The sequence below is a fragment of the Streptomyces sp. NPDC046308 genome (genome assembly GCF_055588065.1).
Map to the genome: position 1 here is coordinate 214760 of NZ_JBVJFB010000008.1, position 21550 is coordinate 236309.

Genomic DNA, 21550 nt, shown 5'->3' on the forward strand with positions numbered 1-21550 from the left:
ATTTTACTGTCCACTCCTGTCCATCTTGCGCAGTCGAGGCCGGCTCGACGTGCCTGCGTTCTTGACCGTGCGCGAAAGCTCTGAAATTGCGTGAGACTCGAAGATCGACCGCAAAGGCACGCTCACCCCGAGCACCTTCCGGATACGGCTGGTGAGCCGCGTCGCCAGCAGGGAGTTGCCCCCCAGTTCGAAGAAGTCGTCGTTCATGCCGACCCGTTCCACGCCGAGCACCTCCGCCAGCAGCTCGCAGAGAGCCGCCTCGTCGGGAGTGCGCGGCGCCCGGTAGGGGCGGCCGGCCGGTTCGGGCTCGGGCAGCGCGGCCCGGTCGAGCCGGCCGTCGGGTGTCCGCGGCAGCCCCTCCAGGGTCACGAGGACCGCGGGGACCAGGGCGGCGGGCAGCTGCCGCGCGGCGTGGGCCCGCACCTGGTCGGCGTACGGTCCGGGTTCGGCCCCGTACGGCTCCTCGGGTACGAGGTAGCCCACCAGCTGCGCGGTCCCGCCCGGCCCGTGGCCCTCGCGGGCGACCACGGCCGCCTGCGCCACCCCGGGGTGCCCGGTGAGGACGGCCTCGACCTCGGCGGGTGTGATCCGCGTGCCGCGGACCGCGGCCTCCGTGTCGGCGCGCCCCAGGAACTCCAGCCGGTCGTCGCCGTCCCAGCGGACCAGGTCGCCGGTGCGGAACATCCGCGATCCGGCCGGGCCGTGGGGGTCCGCGACGAACCGCTCCGCGGTCAGCCCGGCGTGTCCCCGGTAGCCGCGGGCCGGCGCGCCGCCCGCGAGGTACAGCTCCCCGACCGCGCCGTGCGGCACCGGGGTGAGCCCGGCGCCGAGGACGTACGCCCGCACTCCGGCGAGCGGTGTCCCGGCGGGCGCGGCGGCGGTGCCCGGTGGCTCCTCGCCGTCCGGTGGCGAGAAGGCGGTGGCGGTGGCGTGTCCGGTCTCGGGGTGCCCGTGGAGGTTGACCAGCCGGGCCCCCGGGGCGGACTCGGCCGCCCGCCGTGCCAGTGCGGCCGGCAGCGGCTCGCCCGAGAACACGATCGTGGCCGCGTGGACGTCCTCGGCGACCTCGTCGAGCAGGTCGGCGAAGGCCGAGGGGCTCGTGGCGAGCACCCCGCGCGCGGCGGCTCCGGAGGGATCGGGGAGACGGTCTCCGGCGAGGGCGCGGGGATCGGGCAGCACCTCCACGCCCGCGCCGCCGCAGAGCGCGGCGAGGATCTCCACCACGGGCGGTTCGGCGTCGCCGGTGGCTGCGACCAGCAGCCGCCGGCCGGCCGCGGAGCCGAGCCCCGCGAGCAGCCCCGGCACCCGGTCGGCCAGGTTGCGGTGGGTGGTCTCCACCCCCGTCGGCCCGCCCGAACTGCCGCAGGCGTACGAGAGGTACGCCAGCCCGTCGGGCCGCCGGACGGGGGCCGCCGCGACGGATGCGCCGTCCCCGCAGCCCAGTTCGCCCAGGTGTGCGGTGGGGACCGCGCCGTCCGCGGTGGCGGCCGCCGTGTCCGGGTCGGTGAGCACCAGCAGCGGCCGCGCGTCGGCCAGGACGCGCGCGAGGCGTTCGCCGGGGTGGCGCGGGTCGAGCGGCAGGACGGCGGCACCCGACTTGAGTACGCCGAGCAGTGCCACCACCAGGTCCTCCGACCGGGGCAGGGCCAGGGCCACCGGGGTCTCCGGTCCGGCGCCGCGGGCGATCAGGCCGTCGGCGACCCGGTTCGCCCGCTCGTCGAGCTCCCGGTAGGTCAGGGACCGCACTCCCGAGACCACGGCGACCGCCTCGGGCGTCGCGGCGGCCTGCCGCTCGAACAGCTCCGGGACGCTCGCCCCGTCGACGTCCGCGCCTGTCGACCGCGGGCCCGTGCCGAGCCCGTTCAGCAGCCGGTCCCGCTCCGCGGGCTCCAGTACGTCCACGGCGCCCACCCGGCGGCCGGTGTCCTCGGCCAGCTGCCGCAGGATCGCGGCGAACCGGGCGGCGATGGACTCGGCCACGGCGGGGTCGAGCACGGTGCGCTGGTACTGCACCGCCAGGCGCAGCCGGTCGGGCTCGATGAAGGCGAGCACCGTCACCGGGTAGTGGCTGGCGGTGAAGGAGCGGATGCCGGTGATCGAGATCCCGGCCTTGCGGCTGGCCTCGACGATGCCGGCCCGGTCCATGGGGAAGGACTCGAAGCCGATGATCGTGTCGAAGAGGGCGTCCATGCCGGCGGCCTGCTGGATCTCGCTCAGGCCGAAGTGGTGGTGGTCCATGAGCGCGGCCTGCCGGTCCTGCACCGTGGTCAGCAGCTCGGCGAGAGTGTCCGCGGGGGCGCACCGCACCCGTACCGGCAGGGTGTTGAGGAACATGCCGACGGTGGTGTCGGACCCGGGCAGGGCGGGCGGCCGGCCGGCGACGGTGGAGGCGAACACCACGTCCTGGCGGCCGGTGAGCTGGGCCAGCAGGATCGCCCAGGCGCCCTGGACCACCGTGTTCAGGGTGACCCCGAGATCGGACGCGCGCCGGAACAGCTCGCGGGAAGCCTCGACGGACAGCGGCACCTCGGCCTGCCGCATGGCGATGTCCTCGGTGGACGCGGCGGACGCGGCGGACTCGGTGGACGCGGCGGAGGCGACGGAGGCGGTGGACCGGCCGGCCGGGGCCGGGGCGGACACCAGCGGGGCGAGGAAGGTCGGCTCCCCCAGCCCGCTGAGCTCCTCGCGCCAGACCCGGGCGGACTCCTCGGGGTCCTGCCGGGAGAGCCAGGCCAGGAAGTCCCGGTAGTCGCGGGCGGGTTCCAGCCCGGTGGCCTGCCCGGCCGAGCCGTAGAAGGTGAGCAGGTCCTGCATCAGCAGGGGCACCGACCAGCCGTCGAACAGCACGTGGTGCGCGGTGAGTACGAGCTCGTACGTCTCCTCGCCGGTCCGGATCAGCGTCAGGCGCAGCATCGGCGGCGCGATCTGGTCGAAGTGCGTGGTCAGGTCCTCGGCGAGGAACCGCTCGAAGGCCTCCGTGCGCTCCGCTGCGCCGAGCCCGGACAGGTCGAGCTCCTGCCAGGGCAGGGTGACGGAGTCCAGGACGAGCTGGACCAGGTCCCCGTAGGCGTTGTGCACGAAGGCGGTCCGCAGGCTGGCGTGCCGCTCCAGGAGCGACTGCCCGGCGGCGCGCAGCCGGCCGGCGTCCACCCGCCCGGACAGGTGCAGGGCGTACTGCACCTGGTAGGCGTCGAAGGAGGAGTCCTCGAAGATCGAGTGGAACAGCAGTCCCGACTGGAGCGCGGTGGTGGGCCAGACGTCGGTCAGGCCCGGGAAGCGCCGCTCCCAGCCGTCGATGTCGTACTGGCTCGCGGTCACCAGCGGCACGTCGGAGGGGGTCAGACCGCCGGCGCCCGGCCGGGCCGCGTACCGGGCGAGCCCTTCCAGCGCGGCGCACCACAGGTCGGCGAGCTCCCGTACCTCCGCCGGGGTGAGCACTCCCCCGGGGGCGCTGAAGGCGGCGTTCAGGACCGGGCCGGCCGGCTGGTCGCTGACCGTGGCGTTGATGTCGAGCTCGGCGGAGGCCGGCATGAGCGGGTCCTGCGCGGCGTCGAGCTCGGCCAGTTCGGGGATGGCCGCGGCCTCGGGGGCCTGGGTGAAGCCCGCTCCCCGTGCGTCCGCGGGCGGTTCGGAGCCGGCGGCGAAGCGGCCCAGGTAGTTGAAGCCGACCTGCCCGATGGGGTGTTCGGTCAGCTGGGCGGCGGTCTGCGGGTTCAGGTGGCGCAGCAGGCCGTAGCCGATGCCCTTGTCGGGCAGGGAGAGGAGCTGCTCCTTGACCTTCTTGACGGCCAGGCCGGCGGCCGGTCCGCCCTCGAAGGCCTCGTCGAGGTCCACCCCGGCGAGGTCGAGGCGCACCGGGAAGGCGGTGGTGAACCAGCCCAGCGTGCGGGCGAGGTTCGCGCCGGGGGCGGCGGCCTCCTCGCGGCCGTGTCCTTCGAGGCGGATGAGGGCGGAGGTCTCCTCCACGGAGCGGGTACGCCGCCACTGCGCGAGCGCCAGGGCCAGTGCGGCCAGCAGTCCGTCGTTGACCCCGCCGTGGAAGGCCGCGGGCAGGTCCGTCAGCACGGCCTCGGTCACGGAGACCGGGAGCCGGACGTGGGTGACGTGCACGGCGGACCGTACGTCGACGGCCGGGTCCAAACGACGGGCGCCGAGCACCGGGTCGGGCCCCTCGACGATCGAGCGCCAGAGGTCCAGCTCCGCCACCCGCTCGGGGCGCAGGGCCTCGTCGGCCAGCGCGTGCGCCCAGCGGCGCATCGAGGTGGCCACGGGCGGCAGTTCGGGGGTGCGGCCCCGGCGGACCTGCTCCCATGCGGTGGCGAGGTCGGGCATCAGGATGCGCCAGGACACGCCGTCCACGATCAGGTGGTGGAGGACGAGCAGGAGCCGTCCGGCGCCACCACGCCCGGCGCCCTCGCCGGCCGCGCCGCCCTGCCCCTCCCCGCCGCCGGGCGCGTCGAACCAGACGAACCGGGCGACGACGCCCGCCGCCGGGTCCAGCCGCTGCGCGGCCTCCTCCAGCTCCGCGAGCAGCAGGTCCCGCCACGACTCCCCGTCCCAGCGGCCGTCGCACTCGACGCGGCGCAACAGCGGCTCCACGTCCACGGAGCCGGCGGGCGCGACGACCAGGCCGTCGGCCTCGCCGTCGCCCTCCCCGGCGGCGTCGGCGACGAGGCGCGAGCGCAGCAGGTCGTGGCGGTCCACCACGGCCGTCAGGGTGGCGGCCAGACCGGCCCGGTCGATGCCCTCGGGCAGCTCGAGCACCATCGCCTGAAGGAAACGGTCGAAGCCGGGGCCCCAGCCGCGGATCCAGCGGGCGACGGGCAGCAGCGGCATCCATCCGGTGCCGCCGCCGGCGAGCTCCGCCAGGACCGGGCCGGTGGTGGCGCCCTGTCCGTTCGCGACGGCGATCTCGGCGAGGCGGGCGACGGTGCGGTGCTCCACGGCCTGGCGGGCGGTGACCACCAGGCCGCGCGCCCGCGCCCAGGACACCACCTGGAGCGACTGGATGCTGTCGCCGCCGAGGGTGAAGAAGTCGTCGTCGATGCCGACCTGGCCCACGCCGAGGGCCTTCGCGTAGAGCTCCGCGAGGATCTCCTCCTGCGGGGTGCGCGGGGCCCGGTAGGCCTCGCCCTTGAACTCCGGTTCCGGCAGACGGGCCTTGTCGAGCTTGCCGTTCGGGGTCAGGGGCAGCCGGTCCAGCAGGACGAAGGCCGCGGGGACCATGTGGTCGGGCAGCCGGTCCGCGGCGAAGGCGCGCAGCTCGCGGACGCCGAAGCCGGAGTCGAGGGCGATGCTGCCGTAGGCGCTGCCCTGGGGGCCCGTCTGGCCGGGGCGGCCGGAGGCGGCGGCGACGACGTAGGCCACCAGCTGGCGGCTGCCGCGCCGCTCGTACGGGAGGACCGCGGCGTCCGCCACGCCGGGGTGGGCGCTGAGCACCGCCTCGATCTCGAGCGGCTCGATCCGGATGCCGCGGATCTTCACCTGCGTGTCGACGCGGCCGTGGAAGACGAGTTCGCCCTCCGGCGTCCGCTCGACGAGGTCGCCGGTGCGGTACATCCGCGCACCCGGTCCGGCGAAGGGGCAGGCCACGAAGCGCTGGGCGGACAGGTCGGGGCGGCCGAGGTAGCCGCGGGCCAGCGAGGCGCCCGAGACGTACAGTTCGCCGGTCACTCCGGCGTCCACCGGGCGGAGCGCGTCGTCCAGGACGTGCACGTCGGTGTCGGTGATCGAGCGTCCGATCGGCGGTACGCGGCCGTCGCCGGCCAGCGGCGCGCTCATCGTGGCGCAGACGGTCGTCTCCGTGGGCCCGTAGGCGTTGATCATGTGGCGGCCGGCCGACCAGGTGGCGACCAGCTCGGGGGTGGTGGCATCACCGGCGACCACGAGGGTCTCGACGGAGGTCATGGCCCCTGCGGGGAGCGCGGCGAGCACCGGCGGCGGCAGCGTCACGTGGGTCACGCCGTGCCGGGCGATGGTGTCGGCCAGGGGGTCGCCCGGGGCCAGTGCCTCCTTGTCGGCCAGCACGAAGGTGGCGCCGGACAGCAGCCCCATGCACATCTCCCACACCGAGGCGTCGAAGCTCGGCGAGGCGAACTGCAGCACCCGGCTCGCCGCGCTCACCTTCAGCCGCTCGACGTGCGTGGCCAGCAGCGGGGCGAGGCCGTTGTGGGTGACGGCGACGCCCTTGGGGCGGCCGGTGGAGCCCGAGGTGTAGATGACGTACGCGGTCTGCGCCACCCGCTGCGGGCGGATCCGGTCGGCGTCGGTGAGCGGGCCGGCCGCCTCGGCGGCGACGGCCGCCGCGGTCTCGGGGGCGTCCAGCAGCAGTACGGGGGCGGGGAGTCCGGGCAGCAGGCCGCCGGTGGCTGCGTCCGCCAGGACCAGGCGGGCTCCGGAGTCCTCCACCATGTAGCGGAGGCGGTCCGCGGGGTACGCGGCGTCCATGGGCAGGTACGCGCCGCCCGCCTTGAGCACCGCGAGGACGGCCACCCACAGGTCCGGCGACCGCTGCGCGGCCACGCCCACGACCGACTCCGGTCCGACGCCGCGTCCGGCCAGGAACCGCGCCAGGCGGTTGGCGCGCGCGTCGACCTCGCGGTAGGTCAGCGAGGTCTGGCCGAAGACCAGCGCGACGGCGTCCGGAGCGGCGACGACCTGCTTCTCGAACATCTCAGGAATCGTCGCCACCGGCACCGCCGTGTCATGGAACGAGCACAAAGCGACCATCCCCCAATGGTTGGACATGAAGACCGGAATCTCGTGGGTTTGATTTCTCATTGATCTCAGCCGGCGGGCGGTGCGACAAGCCCGAAAAAGCTGCCACACAGGAATTTCCCGCGGAAAAACGCACCGCCGCGATGCGACCCGTTGGGGAGCTTAGGGCTCCAGCACCGTACGGGCGATGAATTCGAGCAGCTCGGAGCTCAGTCCGGACTCGAAGAGATAGAAATGCCCGCTGGGGTAGACACGCAGGTCGAAGGCGGTGTCCGTGTGCGCGCCCCAGGTCTCCATCTCGTGCAGCGGCGCCCGGCTGTCGGACTCGCCGACCAGCGCCGTGATGGGCACGTCCAGCCGCGCGTCGACGGGCATCGCGTGCTGCTCCCAGAGCGAGAAGTCGTCCATCACGGAGGGCAGCAGGGCGTCCATGGCGTCCTCGTCGTCGGCGAGCTCCTCGTCGAAGCCGCCGAGCCGCAGCACCTCGGCGCGGAACTCCTCGTCGGACAGCCCGTGCAGCTGGGGGCGGTCGCGGAAGGGTACGGGCGAGGCCTGGCCGGAGAGGAACAGGTGGGCCGGCCGGGGACCGCCGCGCGACTGGAGCGCCAGCGCCAGCTCGAAGGCCAGCAGGGCTCCGCAGGAGTGGCCGAAGAAGGAGAACGGGCCGTCCAGGACGGGCCGCAGGGCCTGCATCAGGGCCCGCACGAGCGGACCGACCTCGGTGGCGGGGTCCTCCATGATCCGGTTCTGCCGGCCGGGCAGCTGCACCGCGACGACCTCGATGTCGGCGGGGAGTTCCCGCACCCAGTCGGCGAAGGCTCCCGCGCCGCCGCCCGCCTGCGGGAAGCAGATCAGTTGATGGCGGTGCCCGGGCCGTCGCGCCCGCCAAATGAAGGGACTTTCGACGACCAGTCCGGCGCCGGTTTCCGTTGCGTGGCTGCGCGTGTGTATGACCATGACCCCTCTGCGGATTTCGGTGGAGGCGGAAAGCAGAAAGCAGAAAGTGGAATGCAGTACCGGGTGCGCTGGTGCAGCGGGCCGGATCGGTCACGGCCTAATTCCCGCACTTCCGCAATTGATCGTAGGAGTGGCCCCGCAGCGAGGCAAGGAATGCCCGCACAGCCCTGCCGGACGGGCACTGGTGAGCGATTCCGCCTTGCGTTTTCGGCCACGCGCCCCGTTCCTTGCGCTCCCGCTGTCCTGTCGACGGGACGGCGGGGCGGGGGGACGGCGGGACGGCGGGACGGCGGGGCCGGGGGAACACGAAGAACGGGGCTGCCCGGCCTTTCGGCCGGGCAGCCCCGTTCGGGTTCTCGCGCGGTGCGGGAGGGGGTTAGCTCTTCGCCTCGCGGTTGAAGGCGGAGCGGGCCCAGAGGTAGCCGAGGACGCTGAGGACGACGCCCCAACCGAGCGCGAGCCACGCGCTGTTGCCGATCTCCGTGCCCATGAGCAGACCTCGGAGGGTGTCGGTCATCGGGGTGAAGGGCTGGTACTCGGCGAACCAGCGCAGTCCGACCGGCATGGACTCCGGCGGGACGATGGCGCTGCCGAGGAAGGGCAGGAAGGTCAGCGGCATGGGCGCGTTGCTCGCCGCCTCCACGCTGCTGGAGCCCAGGCCGATCGCCGCGGACAGCCAGCTGAGGCCGAAGGCGAGCAGGGCCAGGATGCCGAGGGCGGCGATCCACTCGACGACGGTGGCGTTGGGCCGGAAGCCCACCAGGAGCGCGACACCGATGACCAGGACCAGGCTGATCATGGTCTGGATGACATTGCCCACCACGTGCCCGGTCAGCACCGAGGAGCGCGAGATCGACATGGTCCGGAAGCGGTTGATGATGCCTTCGGTCATGTCCGTGCAGACCGACACGGCCGTCGAGACCGCGCCGGCGGTGGCCGCCATCAGGAGGATGCCGGGGGCCACGAAGTTGGTGTAGTCGCCGCGGTCACCCGTACCGCCGCCGGGCAGTTCGATGCCGGCGCCGAGCGCGCCGCCGAAGACGTAGACGAACAGCAGGAGCATCAGGATCGGCATCGCGACGATCGAGATCGTCATCGAGGGGTAGCGCTGTGCGTGCTTGAGGTTGCGGCGCAGCATCGTCATCGAGTCGCGCATCGCGTACGTGGTGCTCATCGGCGGGCCTCCTGCGCCGTGTCGGCGGGGCTGGGAACGGTGGTCGCGTGGTGGCGCGACCCGTCACCGGTGAGGGCGAGGAAGACGTCGTCCAGGTCGGGCGTGTGGACGGTCAGCGCGTCGGCCGTGACACCGGCGCCCTCGAGCAGGTCGAGGACGGCGCGCAGCGCGGGGATGCTGCCGTCGCTCGGGATCTGGAGGGTGAGCTTCTCCTCGTCGCGGGCGCCCTCGTCGAGGCCGAGCCGGCGGGAGGCGGCGTCGAGGCTGAGCAGGTCGGAGAACTGGAGGCGGATGTGCCCGCCGGGGATGCGGCGCTTGAGCTCGTCCGCGGTGCCCTCGGCGACGATCTTGCCCTTGTCGAGGACGGCGATCCGGTCGGCGAGCTGGTCGGCCTCTTCCAGGTACTGCGTGGTCAGGAAGATGGTGACGCCCTGGGCGGTGAGCTGCTGGATCAGGTGCCACATGGTGCGGCGGCTGCGCGGGTCGAGGCCGGTGGTCGGCTCGTCGAGGAAGATCAGGCTCGGGTTGCCGACGAGGGTCATCGCCAGGTCCAGCTTGCGGCGCATGCCCCCGGAGAACGTGGAGGCCATCTTGCCGGCCACCTCGGTGAGTTCGAACTGCCGGAGTAATTCGGCGGTGCGGCGCTTGCCCTCCGCGCGATCCAGGTGGTGCAGGTCCGCCATGAGGAGCATGTTCTCCTCGGCGGTCAGCAGCCCGTCCACCGCCGCGAACTGGCCGGTGACACCGATCCGGGCACGGATGGCGTCCGCGCTCCGCTCCAGCGAGTGCCCCACCACGGTCGCCTCGCCACCGTCGGCGGCGATGAGCGTGGAGAGGATCTGGACCGTGGTGGTCTTTCCCGCTCCGTTCGGACCGAGCAGCGCGAAGATCGTGCCCGCCTGCACGTGCAGGTCAATTCCGTCGAGTACGACCTTCTCGCCGTACGACTTGCGCAGGCCGACTGCGCTGATCCCCTTGGGCGGGGCCATCTGTTCGGTCGCGGCACTCATCGTGCCCCCTCCATTTCGTAGCTGTTGCGAGGCAGAGCTCTGTCGTCAGGCGCCGTGCGCACGCTGGATGGTGATGTCACCGAGGCTGGTCCTCGCGTGCACCTTGACGGTCTCCGCGCCCTCTGCGGGGCCTTCGGCGGATCCGAGGGTGCTGTAGACCGTCCCCGACTGGGAGTTGATGTCGAGCCAGGCGGCAGTCCCCTGGCGGATCCCGACTTCGAGGTTGCCGGCCTTAGTCTGGAGCTCCACCGTGCCGCGCGCCACTTCCTCGATGCGTACGTTGCCATTCGAGCTCTTTGACGTCACCGACCCTTGCGCACGGCCGACGGTGATGTTTCCATTGGCGACCTTCAGCCGCAGATCGCCCGCCACGTCGTCCAGCCACGTGTTGCCGTTGGAGTTCTTGATGTCGGCGTCGCCGCCGATCGTGCGGACCCGTACGTCGCCCGAGCCGGTCGTGACGTCGACGTCGCCCGTCGCCGTGTCGAGCTGCACGTCCCCGTGCTGGGTCTTCAGCCGCACCGGACCGGCCTGGTCGAGCCGGATGTCGCCGGCGCTGGTGCGGACCTCGCACTCGCCCAGCGTCCCCTTGCAGCTGATGTCGCCCATCTCCAGCGTTCCGAGGAGCCGCGAACCCTGCGGCAGCGAGACCTCGACCAGCACCGAGCCCCGGGCGGAGAACAGCCCGCGCGCCTTCGGCGTACGGACCGTCAGCGTGCCGTCGGAGAAGTCGACCTTGGTCTCGTCGGCGGCGCGCTGGTCGTCCTTGTCCCCGGCGGTGCGCGGGTGGACCTCGACCACCGCGTCGGTCCGGTCGCCGGCGCTGATCCGGGCGACACCGACCTCGACGTGGATGTTCGCGGTGATGGGTCCCTTGGTGTCGTAAGAAGGCATGACTGTCCCGTCCTCGTGAGTCTGGTGATCGCCCCCGCTCCGGGGACGTGAAGATTGACGCGAGAGTGGTCGGCCTCTCGCACGCCGAAACGGTGCTCCGCCGGAGCTAGCTCACCCAGCCCGTGAAGCTCTTCCTGCCACCGCCGCGCTGGGGGGCCGGCGCGTCGGCCTGCCGTCCGCCGCCGGGCTCGAGCGCACCCGAAACGGCCCTGACGAGCCAGGCGTTGAGGGACAGCCCCTCCCGCGCGGCCGCCTGCTCGGCACGTGCCTTGACGTGGCCGGGGAGTCGGAGGTTGATGCGTGCGGTACTGCTGTCCTCTCCTTCCGGCGCGAGCGGCACGGCGGGCCGGGCATGCGCTTCCTCGTAGCCCTGCGCCACGAAGGGCTCGTCCTTCGGGGGCGCCGTCACGACGAACTCGGGCTCGAGCCCGCGCAGCCGTACGTCCACCGAGCCCGGAGCGAGCTCCCGGGTGACCTCGCCCATGGCATCCGACAGGGCGTTCAGGAGGGTGAGTCTGGCTGCCGACTCTAGCGGTGCGGTGATGCGCTCGGCGAGAGCGCGAGCATCGTCGCCACCCGCTTCGGCGGCCACCGCGAGCTCGTGCCGAAGACTGGCGACATAGGGCGTGAGGTCCATGTCCCACAGCATGACACACAGATGGCGCCATGGCGAGCCAATCTGGCGCCACGCGTGCCACCATTTGCAAAACAGCAGGTCAGGTGCGGCGCCATGGTTGCGCCATCCTGAGCCACATGGCGCCACCGCCCCCTCGTTGCTGCATTTCGACACCACGCGGTGCCACACACGGCCGACGGAGGGCGGCACGGCGTCGCCCGTCCCCCGCCGTCCCGTCGACGGGACAAAGGCCCCACCCCGCGCATGGAGCGGAAACGGTGCGCCAGGGGACGTACGGCCGCCGGCGACTTACGGCCGCCGCGGACTCACGGCCACAGCTCCAGCAGCGCGTCCAGGGTGAGCTTCCACATCGGCTCGGCCCCCGTCCCGAACGCCGCGGCGAGCGCGTACCCGACGGCCGCGCCGTCCGCGCCCGGTTCGCCCTTCCACTCGACGGACACCCGGCCGTCCCCGCTCGACGAGAAGACCCCGAGGACAGCTCCGCCCCGAAGCAGCCTGCTCCCGTCGAGCGAGTCGGGGACCAACCGGTACTCGCCGACGTCCACCCGGTAGGACCCGCGCGTCAGGAACCCCTTGGCGGGCCGCAAGGCCACCTCCGCCCCGCCGACGGTCATCGACAGGCGGTCCGGGTCCCGCGTCCCGATCGGCACGTGGCTCTCCACCGCCGCGGCGGCGGCCCGCCTCACCTCGACCCGCACGATCCGCTCCCCGTCCAGGACGAGAGTCCCGCCCTCGTGATCGAGTGCGACGTCCACCACGCCGAACAGCGGGTCCTGGGCGGGTACATACGAGAACGGGTGCATCAACTGGTCCTTTTCCCGGGGGATCCACCCATTGTCAGCTTCGACCAGCCCCGCCCCGTACCGGGGTGCCTCCGTCGGTGAAAGGGGTGACGCTGCCGAGCCACAGCAGGTCGCGCGCCCTTGTCATGGCCACGAAAAGCCGGCTGCGCAGCAGTTCCTCCCGCTCCCGGGCCGTCTGCGACGTCTCCGTACCACCCGCCGTGTCGGCCGCCGGCCCGTTCCCGGACACCGCGTCGTGCCGGGGCAGGAAGACGTTCTTGAACTCCAGGCCCTTGGCCCGGCTGTAGGTACCCAGCTTCACCGCGTCGACGGCGTGGCCGTCGTAGTGCTCCAAAGGGCACACCGGGATGCCCGCCTGGGTGAGCAGCCGCTGGTAGTGGCCGACGGCGCGCAGGGAGGGGCACAGCAGGGCGGTGTCGGCCGGCGCTCCTTCGGGCAGGGAGCGCAAGGCGTCCAGGAGCGCCCTGTCGTGGGCCTCCACCGAGGGCCGGGTGACGCGTACGACGTCCCCGTCGTGGTAGGTGAGGTCGACATCGCGGCGGCCCGGAGTGTGCAGGCCGTCGAGGTCCTCGAACGCGTCGTCGGCCACGACGGCGAGGGCGGCGTCCAGGATCTGCTTGCTGTTGCGGTAGTTGGTGCGCAGCACCTGTCCACGGTCGCCGCGGATGTCGATGCCCGCGTCGGTGAGGCGGAAGCCACCCGGGTACACGGTCTGCTGGCCGTCGCCCACGAGCAGCAGACCGTTGGGCACGTCACCGACGAGTGCGTGCAGCAGACGTACTCCGACCAGGGTGAGGTCCTGGACCTCGTCCACGATGACGGCCGCGTACGGGGGCCGCGCGGGCCGGCGCGTCGCCTCGGCCAGGGCCAAGGAGAGCACGTCGTTGAAGTCGTGGACCCCGCGCTCGCCGCGCAGCGTTTCGTACGCCTCGTACAGCTCCCACACCGACTGCCGGTGCGTTCGGTGCAGGCTCGCCCTCCGGCGCCTCCTGTGAACGGTCGCGTATTCCTCGAAGCCGGTGAGGCCCCGGCCCTTGATGACGTAGTCGATCTCCTCGCGCCAGTAGGTCGGTGCCGGGTCGAGCTCGGCCAGCCGGCTTTCGCGGCCGACGTTCTTCCAGGCGAGGCTGAATGCGGTCTCGGCCTTGTCCCCGTGCAGCCGCACCGGTACGCCCCGCTCCTGCAGGAACTCCTGCGCCCAGGAGTGCAGGCTGCGGAAGTCCACGCGGTCGGCGACGGCCGGAGCCATGGTCCTGAGGAAGGTGCTCTGCACCCGGGGCAGGTTGTTGGCGAAGGTGACGTACAGGATGCGGCCGGTGGTCCGCCTGGCCAGGTGGGCCGCACGGTGCAGGGCGACGACCGTCTTGCCGGTACCCGCCGGCCCGCTGATGCGCGCCGGGCCCGACCAGTTGCGGCGCACCAGCGCGACCTGGTCGGGGTGGAGGAAGGTCATCCACTGCTCGATCGGCGCCCGCATCGCGCCCTCCAGGGCCGCGTCACGCAGCCCTTCCAGATCGAACAGCCCGTCCGCAGCGTCCGGTCGGTGCGGCTCGGGCGCGGAGGACGCCTGCGGGACGACCGCCGACCCCACATGGCCCGGGAACACCCGCTCGAGATGATCGGCGATCGCACGGACCGACTCCGCCCGCAGCCTGTGCCGTTGCGACAGCAGTACCGGACCGATCTCGTGCTCGCCGAGGAGCCGTATCCGGCCGCGTCCCGCGTCGAGGCGCCGGCCGGCGAACACCATGACCGGCTGGACGGCCACGGGCGACATCCCGAGGGACGCCACCGCGCTCTCGGCGGCCTTGGTGGCGGCGAGCAGCCTGGCCGTCTGCCCCTCGCTGGGCTCACCGCCGGCCGTGACGTCGATGACGAAGACACCGCCGGGTCCCACCAGCAACACGTCCGCGCCGGCGGTCCGCGCCGCGGCCGCCCACTGCCTGTCGACGAGCAAGCGCCACCCGCGCGCGGTCAGCACCAACAGCTGCGCGAGAACCCGCTGCTCCCCCTCGCCGGCCGCTTTCCACCCCAGCGCCTGCCGGCGGGCGGCCTGCCACTGTTCGCGGAACAACCGCTCCTGCCGTCGCGCCTCTTGCGCCCGCTGCGATCCCGCCCCGCCTGCCCCCATGCCGAGCCCCCCTCGTACGCGCAGTGGCGATCATAAGACGGAAAGCTACGGCGGCGGCAGAGCGCCTCCCGCTGGGCCGAGCTCCCGGCGGGGTGGGGTCTGTCGCCACGGGTACACCCCGTCCTGCACGTGGACGGGCTCATCGGGTCCCGCCGGAGGCGGCCTACAGGCCTCCGGCGACCCGCAGCACCGCTCCCGTGGCGTACGCGGCGTCGTCGGACAGCAGCCACGCGACGGCTCCGGCGATCTCTTCCGGCCGGCCGGCCCGCCCCATCGGAATGTTCACGGCGACCTTGGCGGGCCGCTGCGGGTCTTCGTGGAAGTCCGTCCACACCGTGCCCGGGGCCACGCAGTTGACCCGGATGCCGTCGGCGGCGACCTCCTTCGACAGGCCCACCGTGAAGGCGTCGACCGCGGCCTTCGCGGCGGCGTAGTGCACGTACTGCCCCGGGGAGCCGAGCGTCGCCGCGGCCGAGGAGACGTTGACGACGCAGCCGCCGCCGGAGGCGCTCATCGCGCGGACGGCCTGGCGTGCGCAGAGCAGATAGCCGAACAGGTTGACGTCCAGGGCCGCCCGCATCCCGGCGGGGTCGGCGTCGACGAGGCGCCCGTTGGGACCGCTCACTCCGGCGTTGTTCACGAGGCCGGTGACGGGCCCGAGCACGGTCGCCGCGGTCGTGAAGAGCGCGGCGACGCCGTGCTCGTCGGCGGTGTCCACGGCGACGGCCAGCGCCCGTCGGCCGGCCGCCTCCACATCGGCGACGACGGCGTGGGCGGCGGCTTCGTCCGACCGGTAGCCGACCACCACGTCATGGCCCTCGGCCGCCAGCCGCCGGCAGATCGCGGCCCCGATGCCCCGGCCGCCCCCCGTGACGACGGTGACCTTCTGTCGTCCTTGCATCATGGTCCTCCGATTGTTCTGAGCCCGGTCAGTGGACAGCACGCTGCCCTGCACCTGGTCGAGGTGCAGGGCGGCGTGGTCGGTCGCGTGCTCTCAGGACTCCCGTGTGCCCTGCTCGGCCCGCGCCTGGTCGATCAGCTCCTGGTACGGGACGCCGTCACCGGCGTCGTCCGTCTCGGCCGAACGGTCGAGCAGGCTGACCGACCAGGGAACGGGGCACGGCGGTGCGTGCTCGGGCTCCGGGCACAGCAGCCGCGTGATGCGCTCCTTGATCTCCTCTGCCTGTGCGGGGGTGGCATACAGGCCGAGGCGGATCTCGTGGACGCGTGGGCTCTCGGATGTCATCGGGTCGCTCTCTTCCCGGTGGGCGACGGGCGCGACTCTGGTGGTCCTACCAGATGCGCTTGGTGTCGCAGTGGCGCTTGTAGTGACCGGACGGGACGGGGATGTTGCGGGCCGCGTCCGTAACGGCGGCCTGCTCGGTGTTGCCCGTGCCGTCGGCCCGGTCGTATCCAACGACATTGTTGTCGCTGATGCGAACGATCTGGCACTGGACCGTGGCGTGCCAGAGCTTCTGTATGCCGAACTTCGCCTGCGGAGCCTCGGACACGGATACCGCGGCAGAGGAGGTGCCCGCCACCGGAGATGCCGAGGCGGTCGGGGCCAGCAGAGCGGTCGCGGCCAGGGCAAGGCCCGCAGCGGCCAGAGTGTGGGAGCGGTACGTCTTGACGAGGGACATCGCAGGTCCTCCAGAGTCGGTAAAGAGCAGTGCATGTTCCAAGTCCGCCGCGGGTGAGCACCAGTGCTGACCTCGGCGGTATCCCGAGCCTCGCATCTCTCGTCGCCGAATTGTGTTCCACGGGGCGGAGTTGGCAGTGCGGTGTCAGGAACCTGCCTTCGGACCCGGGTGAACCGGAAGCGTGAACCGGGTGGGCGGAAAGGGCTACGTACCTCCGTGCACGCGCCTTTTGCCGAACAGGAGAACTTCATGCGCCAAGGATCGGTCGCACCGCCTCGCCCCGAACGGCGGGACGACCCTTCGACGCTGACGGTGGTGGGCACCGAACTCGCGCGAAACAAACGCGGATTCGTGTTCTGGTACCACCTCGTCTCGCCCGTGGTCATCACCATTCCTCTCTTTCTCGGAGCGCTCGGTGCGGCGGACGCGGATACGGAACGGACCTTCGAGGTGTTCCGCAACGTGACGCTGGAGTTCTGGGGGGTCCTCATTCCGATGACCGCCGGACTCGCGGCGGCCCTCTCGGTCCGGGCCGATCAGGACGCCTGGCGTCTGATGCTTTCGTACGGGGTGCCCCGCGGTCGCTACTTCGTCGGGAAATTCGCCGCGCTCGGTGCCCTCGGCTTCGTCTCGTCGACCGTGCTCCTGGCCATGCTGGCGTTGGGCGCGCTGCTCAGCGGCCAGTTCCCCCACGGAATGGGGACGGTCGCGGCGGCCGTCTATCTGCCGTGGCTGGCGGGCCTGGCCATGACGGCGCTGGCCGTGCTGGTGGCAGTGCTGTGGGGAATGGGACCGAGCCTCGGAGCCGGCATCGCGGGACTGCTGTGCGGTGCACTCGTCTCCGACAAGGACTTCTGGTACGCCGTCCCGTTCGCGTGGCCCATGCGGGTCGTACTGCCGTTGGCCGGCATCGGCCCGAACGGCGTGCCGCTTCCGCCGGACAGCCCCGTGCACTCCATGGCAGCCATTCCCCAGGCGATCGCTCTCAGCGCCGCCCTCACCGGGGTGCTGCTGGTCCTGGGTACGATCCACATGAGCCGTAAGGAAATCTGATCATGTATGAGACCACGCATGGTTCGGGTGACGGCGGGCACGGCGGCATCGCCGCCCTGTCGATCAAGGAGCTGCACAAGCACTACGGGGGGCACCGCGCCCTGGACGGGGTGGACCTCACGGTCAGGGCCGGCGAGGTGTACGGCCTGCTCGGCCCCAACGGCGCCGGGAAGACGACCCTGATGAAGGCGCTGCTCGGACTGCAGCGGCCCACTTCCGGAAGCATCGAGATCTTCGGCGAGCCCATCGGCCGGAAGACGCTGGCCCAGGTCGGCGCACTGATCGAAGTACCCGGCCTGTGGCCGAACCTGACGGCGGACGAGACGCTCAGGGTGCACGCCAAACTGCGCGGGGTACCGCTGGAGTGGGCCGAGCCCGCCCTGCGGGTGGTCAGGATGACCGAGGCGCGGGGACGGAAGGTCTCGACGTATTCGCTGGGCATGCGCTGGCGTCTGGGCATCGCCGTGGCTCTGCTCGCGCAGCCGCGACTGATCGTCCTGGACGAGCCGACCAACGGCCTCGACCCGGTGGGCATCCGCGAGATGCGCGGCATCATCCGGACGTTGGCGAGCGAGGGAGCGGCCGTGCTGATCGCCAGTCACCAGCTGACGGAAGTGGCACAGATCTGCGACCGGGTACAGGTGCTCGTCGCCGGCCGGACGCAGTACGAGGGTCCGTTGGACGGGCTGGCGAGTAACGGGGACCTGGAGGCCGGGTTCTTCCGGTTGCTCGAAGGCGCCGACATGAAGATCCGATGAACGGAGCCGCCGGGTGGGGGGCATCCCGTACCCCCCACCCGGCGGCCGGGCAGAACGAGGAGCGGTTACGCGGGCATCGACGCCCTCACCATGAGCTCGGTGCGGCCGCGGACGCCTAGCTCGTTGTAGAGCTGTCGAATGCGGCGGTACATCGACCGTTCGGAACAGTAGTGACGGCGGGCGATTTCGGCGACCGTCATGGGCGTACAGAGCAAGCGCATGAGTTCCGCATCCTGAACAGGGCGGCCCTGCCTCGTGGACGGCGCCGGCAGCCGGGCCGGGCCGTGGTCACGAGGGGTACCGGCGACTTGTGGGGAGCCGGGTGCTTTCTGGGTGAGGCACGTACGGGGTTGGAAATGCGTGTGGAACTGGGCGAAGAGAAGATCGAGCTGACGCTCGGCGGGTATCGCGAGGTTGAGGACGAACTTGGCCCCCGACCTGATGGCGCCGTAAGTGAGATGTCCCGTGACGTCGTCGGTGACGGCGGTGATCAGGGACAGCGGATGACGCGTACGGATGGTCCGTATCGTCTCCGCCTGGAACTCGCTGATCACCGGGACCAGGATCGGCACCTCGATCGGTCGCGTGGCGGCAGCGGTGAGTTCCGCGTCGTCGGCGAAGTCTATGCGGGACACGCCCGAGCGAAGAGCACTGAAAACCGAGGGCGCACTCTCCGGACGGTCGAAGTGCTCCTTGAATCCGGAGTGGACGATTATCTGGAACACGCGGTCCGTCCGGCGTGTTCGTTTGTGTATCCGGTCGGTACTGGTGACGCGGTCGTGCGTTTGCGTTTCACGAAACATCTTTTCCCCCATGATGTTTTGTTCCTTGCTTTGGTGCAGGCAGTTCTATGCGCGCTCCCTCGGTGTGTTCGGCAGCTGCTCAGGAAGGACGGGCGGTCGGAGCCTGCGCCTGTTGGGCCCTGCAGAGCTTCAGGGTCCGGCTGAGCATGGGTCCCAGGCTGATCTCGTCCCCGTTCTCCCCCTTCGCGCGTACCGGCCGGGGATCGGCGTATCCCGCCGCTGCCGCACGGTCGTTGAGTGCGTAGACCGTCCCGTCGGGAACGGTGACGACGGCCTGGTCGCCGCCCCGGCACTCCATGACCGCGCGGTCGACGGTCAGCGGCCAGACGTGGAGCAGGTTCTCCTTCCTCACCTCCTGACTGGTGCCCGTAGGACTGGGCAGCGGCACCGGCTTGTCCGCATCGCTCACCGCCTCACCGCAGGCGGCCAGGGTGGCGACGGCGGTCACGCACGCGAGGACCAGGCCCCCGGTGCGGAAGCGGCGGCCCGTGCTGAAGGGCTGGGTACGGCTCATGGGGATGCCTTTCTTTTCGGAGGAGGAAATGTCACCGGCCACTGGGACCCGCGCTCTGCGCTGCCCGGCGGCCCGCCCCGAGCAGGGCGGCGTACCCGTCCTCCAACGACGGTTCGACCGGGTGTGCCCCGGCCGGCGGACGGGGGGTGACGATCCGGTACTCGGACCCTTCGGCGGTGGCGACGGCGCTCACCACTTCCGCATCGGCCGGGGGCGCACCCTGGGTGCGGTGCAGATAGGTGATACCCGCACCGAGCCCCGCGAGGGCGGAGGTGGTGTCGTGGAAGACCAGGCGTCCGGCGGCCAGCACCGCCACCTCGGGGCACGTCTGGGCCACGTCGTCCAGGATGTGGGTGGACAGCAGGACGGTGCGGTTCTGGCCGAGCCCCGCGAGGAGCGTCCGGAACCTCATCCGCTCGTGCGGGTCCAGTCCGGTGGTCGGTTCGTCGACGATCAGTACGGCCGGGTCGCCCATGAGCGCCTGCGCGATGCCGACCCGGCGTTGCATACCGCCCGAGAAGCCGGAGAGCCGATCGCCCGCCCGGTCGCCCAGGCCGACCTCGGCGAGGCGGCTCTCGGCCTGCGCGCGCCGCTCCCGCTTGTCCTCCATTCCCTTGAGGACGCCGATGTAGTCCAGGAACTCGCGAGCGGTCAGGTCGGGGTACAGGGACAGTTCCTGAGGGAGGTAGCCGAGTGAGCGCTTGGCGCCGGTGAGGCCCGCGGTCGTCGACAGATCGTGCCCGGCGACCTCCACGCGCCCCGAAGTCGGGCGCAGCACGCCGGTGAGGATCCTCAGCAGTGTGGTCTTGCCGGCCCCGTTGGCACCGAGGAGGCCCACGGTGCCCCGGTCGATGTGCAGGTCGACGGAGTCCAGTGCGCGTCGGCCTCCGCGGTACGTCTTGTTCAGCTGTTCCGTGACGATGTTCACGATGCTCCGATTCGGCGGGCACGTACGCGTGCGATGAAGTGGCCGAGCAGGTGGCAGGCGGCGGCCAGGGCGAGAACGAGGGCGAGGTTCAGCAGAGCCGTGCCGAAGGTGACGGTCGGACGCAGGGGGCCGTCGCCCCCGCGCGTCGCCCACACCACGGGGGCGTGTGCCCAGTCGACGAGCGTGTACCCGGCGAGCGGGGACAGCACGGTGCCCGTGGGAGTGGGGACCGGAGAGAAGCTCGGGGGGAAGTGGCAGGCCCACAGCCACACCACGACGGTGATCGCGCGGGCCGCGGCGACCGGCAGGAGCACTCCGATCAGCCCGGCGAACGCAGTGGCCAGGAGCGCGGCGGGCAGGACGGAGGTCAGCAGCGCGGCGAGTGCGGCGCCGAGCGGGGCGAACGAGCCCGAGGTGGCGGTGACCACCGTCGCGTAGAGCAGGAAGAGCACTGCCACGGGGGCGAGCGCCGCGAGCATCGGCCCGGCGAGGGCGCCGGCTCCCCGGGCGAGCGGGGAGGCCGGGGTGGCGGTGAGCAGTTCCGGCAGGCCGGTGGCTCCGGTGCGCCCGCGCATGCGGTCGGCGAGGGCGAGTCCCGTGCCGAGCGAGCACAGGGTGGTGACGAGCACGGCAGCGGCTCCGACCCGTGCGGCCGGGTCGTCGTGGCCGGTCACCACCGGCGAGCTGCCCGCGAGGAGCAGGCTGAGCAGGGTCAGGGGAAGTACGGCTCCCCATACGACTTTGCGGCGCGCGGCCATCAGGGCTTCGTAGCGGAGCGTCCACAGCAGGATGGTCACGGGGGGTCCTCGTGCTCGGGGATGAAGGAGAGGAGAGGGTCGACACGCCTACCGGCCGATCGGGTCACCCGGGCTCGCGGCGGGTGAGGAGCGGACCTGCCTCGTTGGGGGGAGTCACGGTGCGCAGGGCCATGCCGGCCAGGACCGCTCCGCCCAGCAGGGCGGGAAGGGCCTGTGTGAGGCCCTCGGGAAGGACCCGGTCCACGAGCAGGAGTTTGGCGAGGACGGCTGCCACGACGAGGCCGGTGGCGGGTGCCGCCGATCCGGAGCGGACCGTCACGTAGACCGCCGAGCCGCTCAGCAGTGCGGTCAGGCCCAGCAGTTGGAGCAGCATGACCGGGCCGCCGGGGTCCAGCGGAAGGCCGGCGAGTACGGCGGCGGTGAGCAGAGCGACGGCGCTGGCCGTCGCGACCGTCGCGGGCCAGGCCAGTCGTCGGGCGAGGGTCCGCGCATAGGGAGTGGGCAGGGTCAGGTGCAGCTCCGTCATCGGTTCCCGGACCACTACGGCCGCGCAGGCCAGTGCGGTCGCGGCGGGGAGTGCGGTGGACAGGAGGGTACGGCCGAGGAGCGCACCTCCCGCGAATCCCGGGCCCGCGCCGTGCGTCCCGCCCACTGCCGCGTAGGCGAGCGCGGCCGCGACCAGGGGCAGTACGGCAGCTTGTTTCCCGCAGCGGCGGACCTCGTAGCGCCACCACCGTGTTCCGGCCCGCATGAAGCATCTCCTCCCGTCCGTG

17 protein-coding genes and 1 pseudogene are annotated in these 21550 nt (G+C 72.1%); 2 read left to right on the forward strand and 16 right to left on the reverse strand.

Features of this window, described 5'->3' with window-relative positions:
* Window positions 1-3 precede the first annotated feature (3 nt).
* From ACZ6JT_RS28860 to ACZ6JT_RS28910, 11 genes and pseudogenes are all read right to left on the reverse strand, one after another.
* Window positions 4-6672, reverse strand: a pseudogene (locus ACZ6JT_RS28860) (amino acid adenylation domain-containing protein); the annotation flags it as partial.
* Window positions 6673-6879: 207 nt separating this feature from the next.
* Window positions 6880-7674, reverse strand: a complete 795-nt coding sequence (locus ACZ6JT_RS28865; RefSeq protein WP_469214146.1) for a thioesterase II family protein — start codon at window positions 7672-7674, stop codon at window positions 6880-6882.
* A gap of 376 nt (window positions 7675-8050) precedes the next feature.
* Window positions 8051-8848, reverse strand: a complete 798-nt coding sequence (locus ACZ6JT_RS28870) for an ABC transporter permease (protein WP_365472455.1) — start codon at window positions 8846-8848, stop codon at window positions 8051-8053.
* On the reverse strand, window positions 8845-9858 hold the full coding sequence (locus ACZ6JT_RS28875; protein ID WP_469214148.1) for an ATP-binding cassette domain-containing protein: 1014 nt from the start codon (window positions 9856-9858) through the stop codon (window positions 8845-8847). The genes ACZ6JT_RS28870 and ACZ6JT_RS28875 overlap by 4 nt, the downstream gene beginning before the upstream one ends.
* 45 nt (window positions 9859-9903) lie before the next feature.
* The gene (locus ACZ6JT_RS28880; protein ID WP_469214150.1) at window positions 9904-10752 is read right to left on the reverse strand and encodes a DUF4097 family beta strand repeat-containing protein; all 849 of its coding nucleotides are present in this window, start codon (window positions 10750-10752) and stop codon (window positions 9904-9906) included.
* 106 nt (window positions 10753-10858) lie between these two features.
* On the reverse strand, window positions 10859-11389 hold the full coding sequence (locus ACZ6JT_RS28885) for a toxin-antitoxin system HicB family antitoxin (protein ID WP_469214152.1): 531 nt from the start codon (window positions 11387-11389) through the stop codon (window positions 10859-10861).
* Window positions 11390-11694: 305 nt separating this feature from the next.
* A complete protein-coding gene (locus ACZ6JT_RS28890; RefSeq protein WP_469214154.1) occupies window positions 11695-12192 on the reverse strand; it encodes a hypothetical protein in 498 nt (165 codons plus the stop codon).
* A 34-nt stretch (window positions 12193-12226) separates the two neighbouring features.
* Entirely contained in the window at window positions 12227-14266 is a 2040-nt protein-coding gene (locus tag ACZ6JT_RS28895; protein WP_469214156.1) for a nuclease-related domain-containing DEAD/DEAH box helicase, read from the reverse strand.
* Window positions 14267-14486: 220 nt separating this feature from the next.
* Complete coding sequence (locus tag ACZ6JT_RS28900) at window positions 14487-15227, reverse strand: SDR family oxidoreductase (protein ID WP_469214158.1); 741 nt, start codon at window positions 15225-15227, stop codon at window positions 14487-14489.
* A gap of 90 nt (window positions 15228-15317) precedes the next feature.
* Window positions 15318-15569, reverse strand: a complete 252-nt coding sequence (locus ACZ6JT_RS28905; RefSeq protein ID WP_030715787.1) for a hypothetical protein — start codon at window positions 15567-15569, stop codon at window positions 15318-15320.
* Window positions 15570-15615: 46 nt separating this feature from the next.
* Window positions 15616-15963: a hypothetical protein gene (locus ACZ6JT_RS28910; RefSeq protein WP_469214160.1), complete on the reverse strand. Its 348-nt coding sequence runs from the start codon at window positions 15961-15963 to the stop codon at window positions 15616-15618.
* A 315-nt stretch (window positions 15964-16278) separates the two neighbouring features.
* Between ACZ6JT_RS28910 and ACZ6JT_RS28915 the strand changes: the two genes are divergently transcribed.
* Both ACZ6JT_RS28915 and ACZ6JT_RS28920 read left to right on the forward strand, forming a co-directional pair.
* A complete protein-coding gene (locus tag ACZ6JT_RS28915; RefSeq protein WP_469214162.1) occupies window positions 16279-17016 on the forward strand; it encodes a lantibiotic immunity ABC transporter MutE/EpiE family permease subunit in 738 nt (245 codons plus the stop codon).
* 2 nt (window positions 17017-17018) lie between these two features.
* On the forward strand, window positions 17019-17774 hold the full coding sequence (locus ACZ6JT_RS28920) for an ABC transporter ATP-binding protein (protein WP_469214164.1): 756 nt from the start codon (window positions 17019-17021) through the stop codon (window positions 17772-17774).
* Between the two features lie 65 nt (window positions 17775-17839).
* Here ACZ6JT_RS28920 and ACZ6JT_RS28925 read toward each other — a convergent pair whose 3' ends face one another.
* From ACZ6JT_RS28925 to ACZ6JT_RS28945, 5 genes are all read right to left on the reverse strand, one after another.
* The gene (locus tag ACZ6JT_RS28925; protein ID WP_469214166.1) at window positions 17840-18589 is read right to left on the reverse strand and encodes a helix-turn-helix transcriptional regulator; all 750 of its coding nucleotides are present in this window, start codon (window positions 18587-18589) and stop codon (window positions 17840-17842) included.
* A 67-nt stretch (window positions 18590-18656) separates the two neighbouring features.
* Window positions 18657-19091, reverse strand: a complete 435-nt coding sequence (locus ACZ6JT_RS28930) for a YebY family protein (RefSeq protein WP_469214167.1) — start codon at window positions 19089-19091, stop codon at window positions 18657-18659.
* Window positions 19092-19122: 31 nt separating this feature from the next.
* Window positions 19123-20019, reverse strand: a complete 897-nt coding sequence (locus tag ACZ6JT_RS28935; RefSeq protein WP_469214168.1) for an ABC transporter ATP-binding protein — start codon at window positions 20017-20019, stop codon at window positions 19123-19125.
* Window positions 20016-20816, reverse strand: a complete 801-nt coding sequence (locus ACZ6JT_RS28940; protein ID WP_469214169.1) for a hypothetical protein — start codon at window positions 20814-20816, stop codon at window positions 20016-20018. The genes ACZ6JT_RS28935 and ACZ6JT_RS28940 overlap by 4 nt, the downstream gene beginning before the upstream one ends.
* Window positions 20817-20880: 64 nt before the next feature.
* Complete coding sequence (locus ACZ6JT_RS28945) at window positions 20881-21528, reverse strand: hypothetical protein (RefSeq protein ID WP_469214171.1); 648 nt, start codon at window positions 21526-21528, stop codon at window positions 20881-20883.
* Between the last annotated feature and the right edge of the window lie 22 nt (window positions 21529-21550).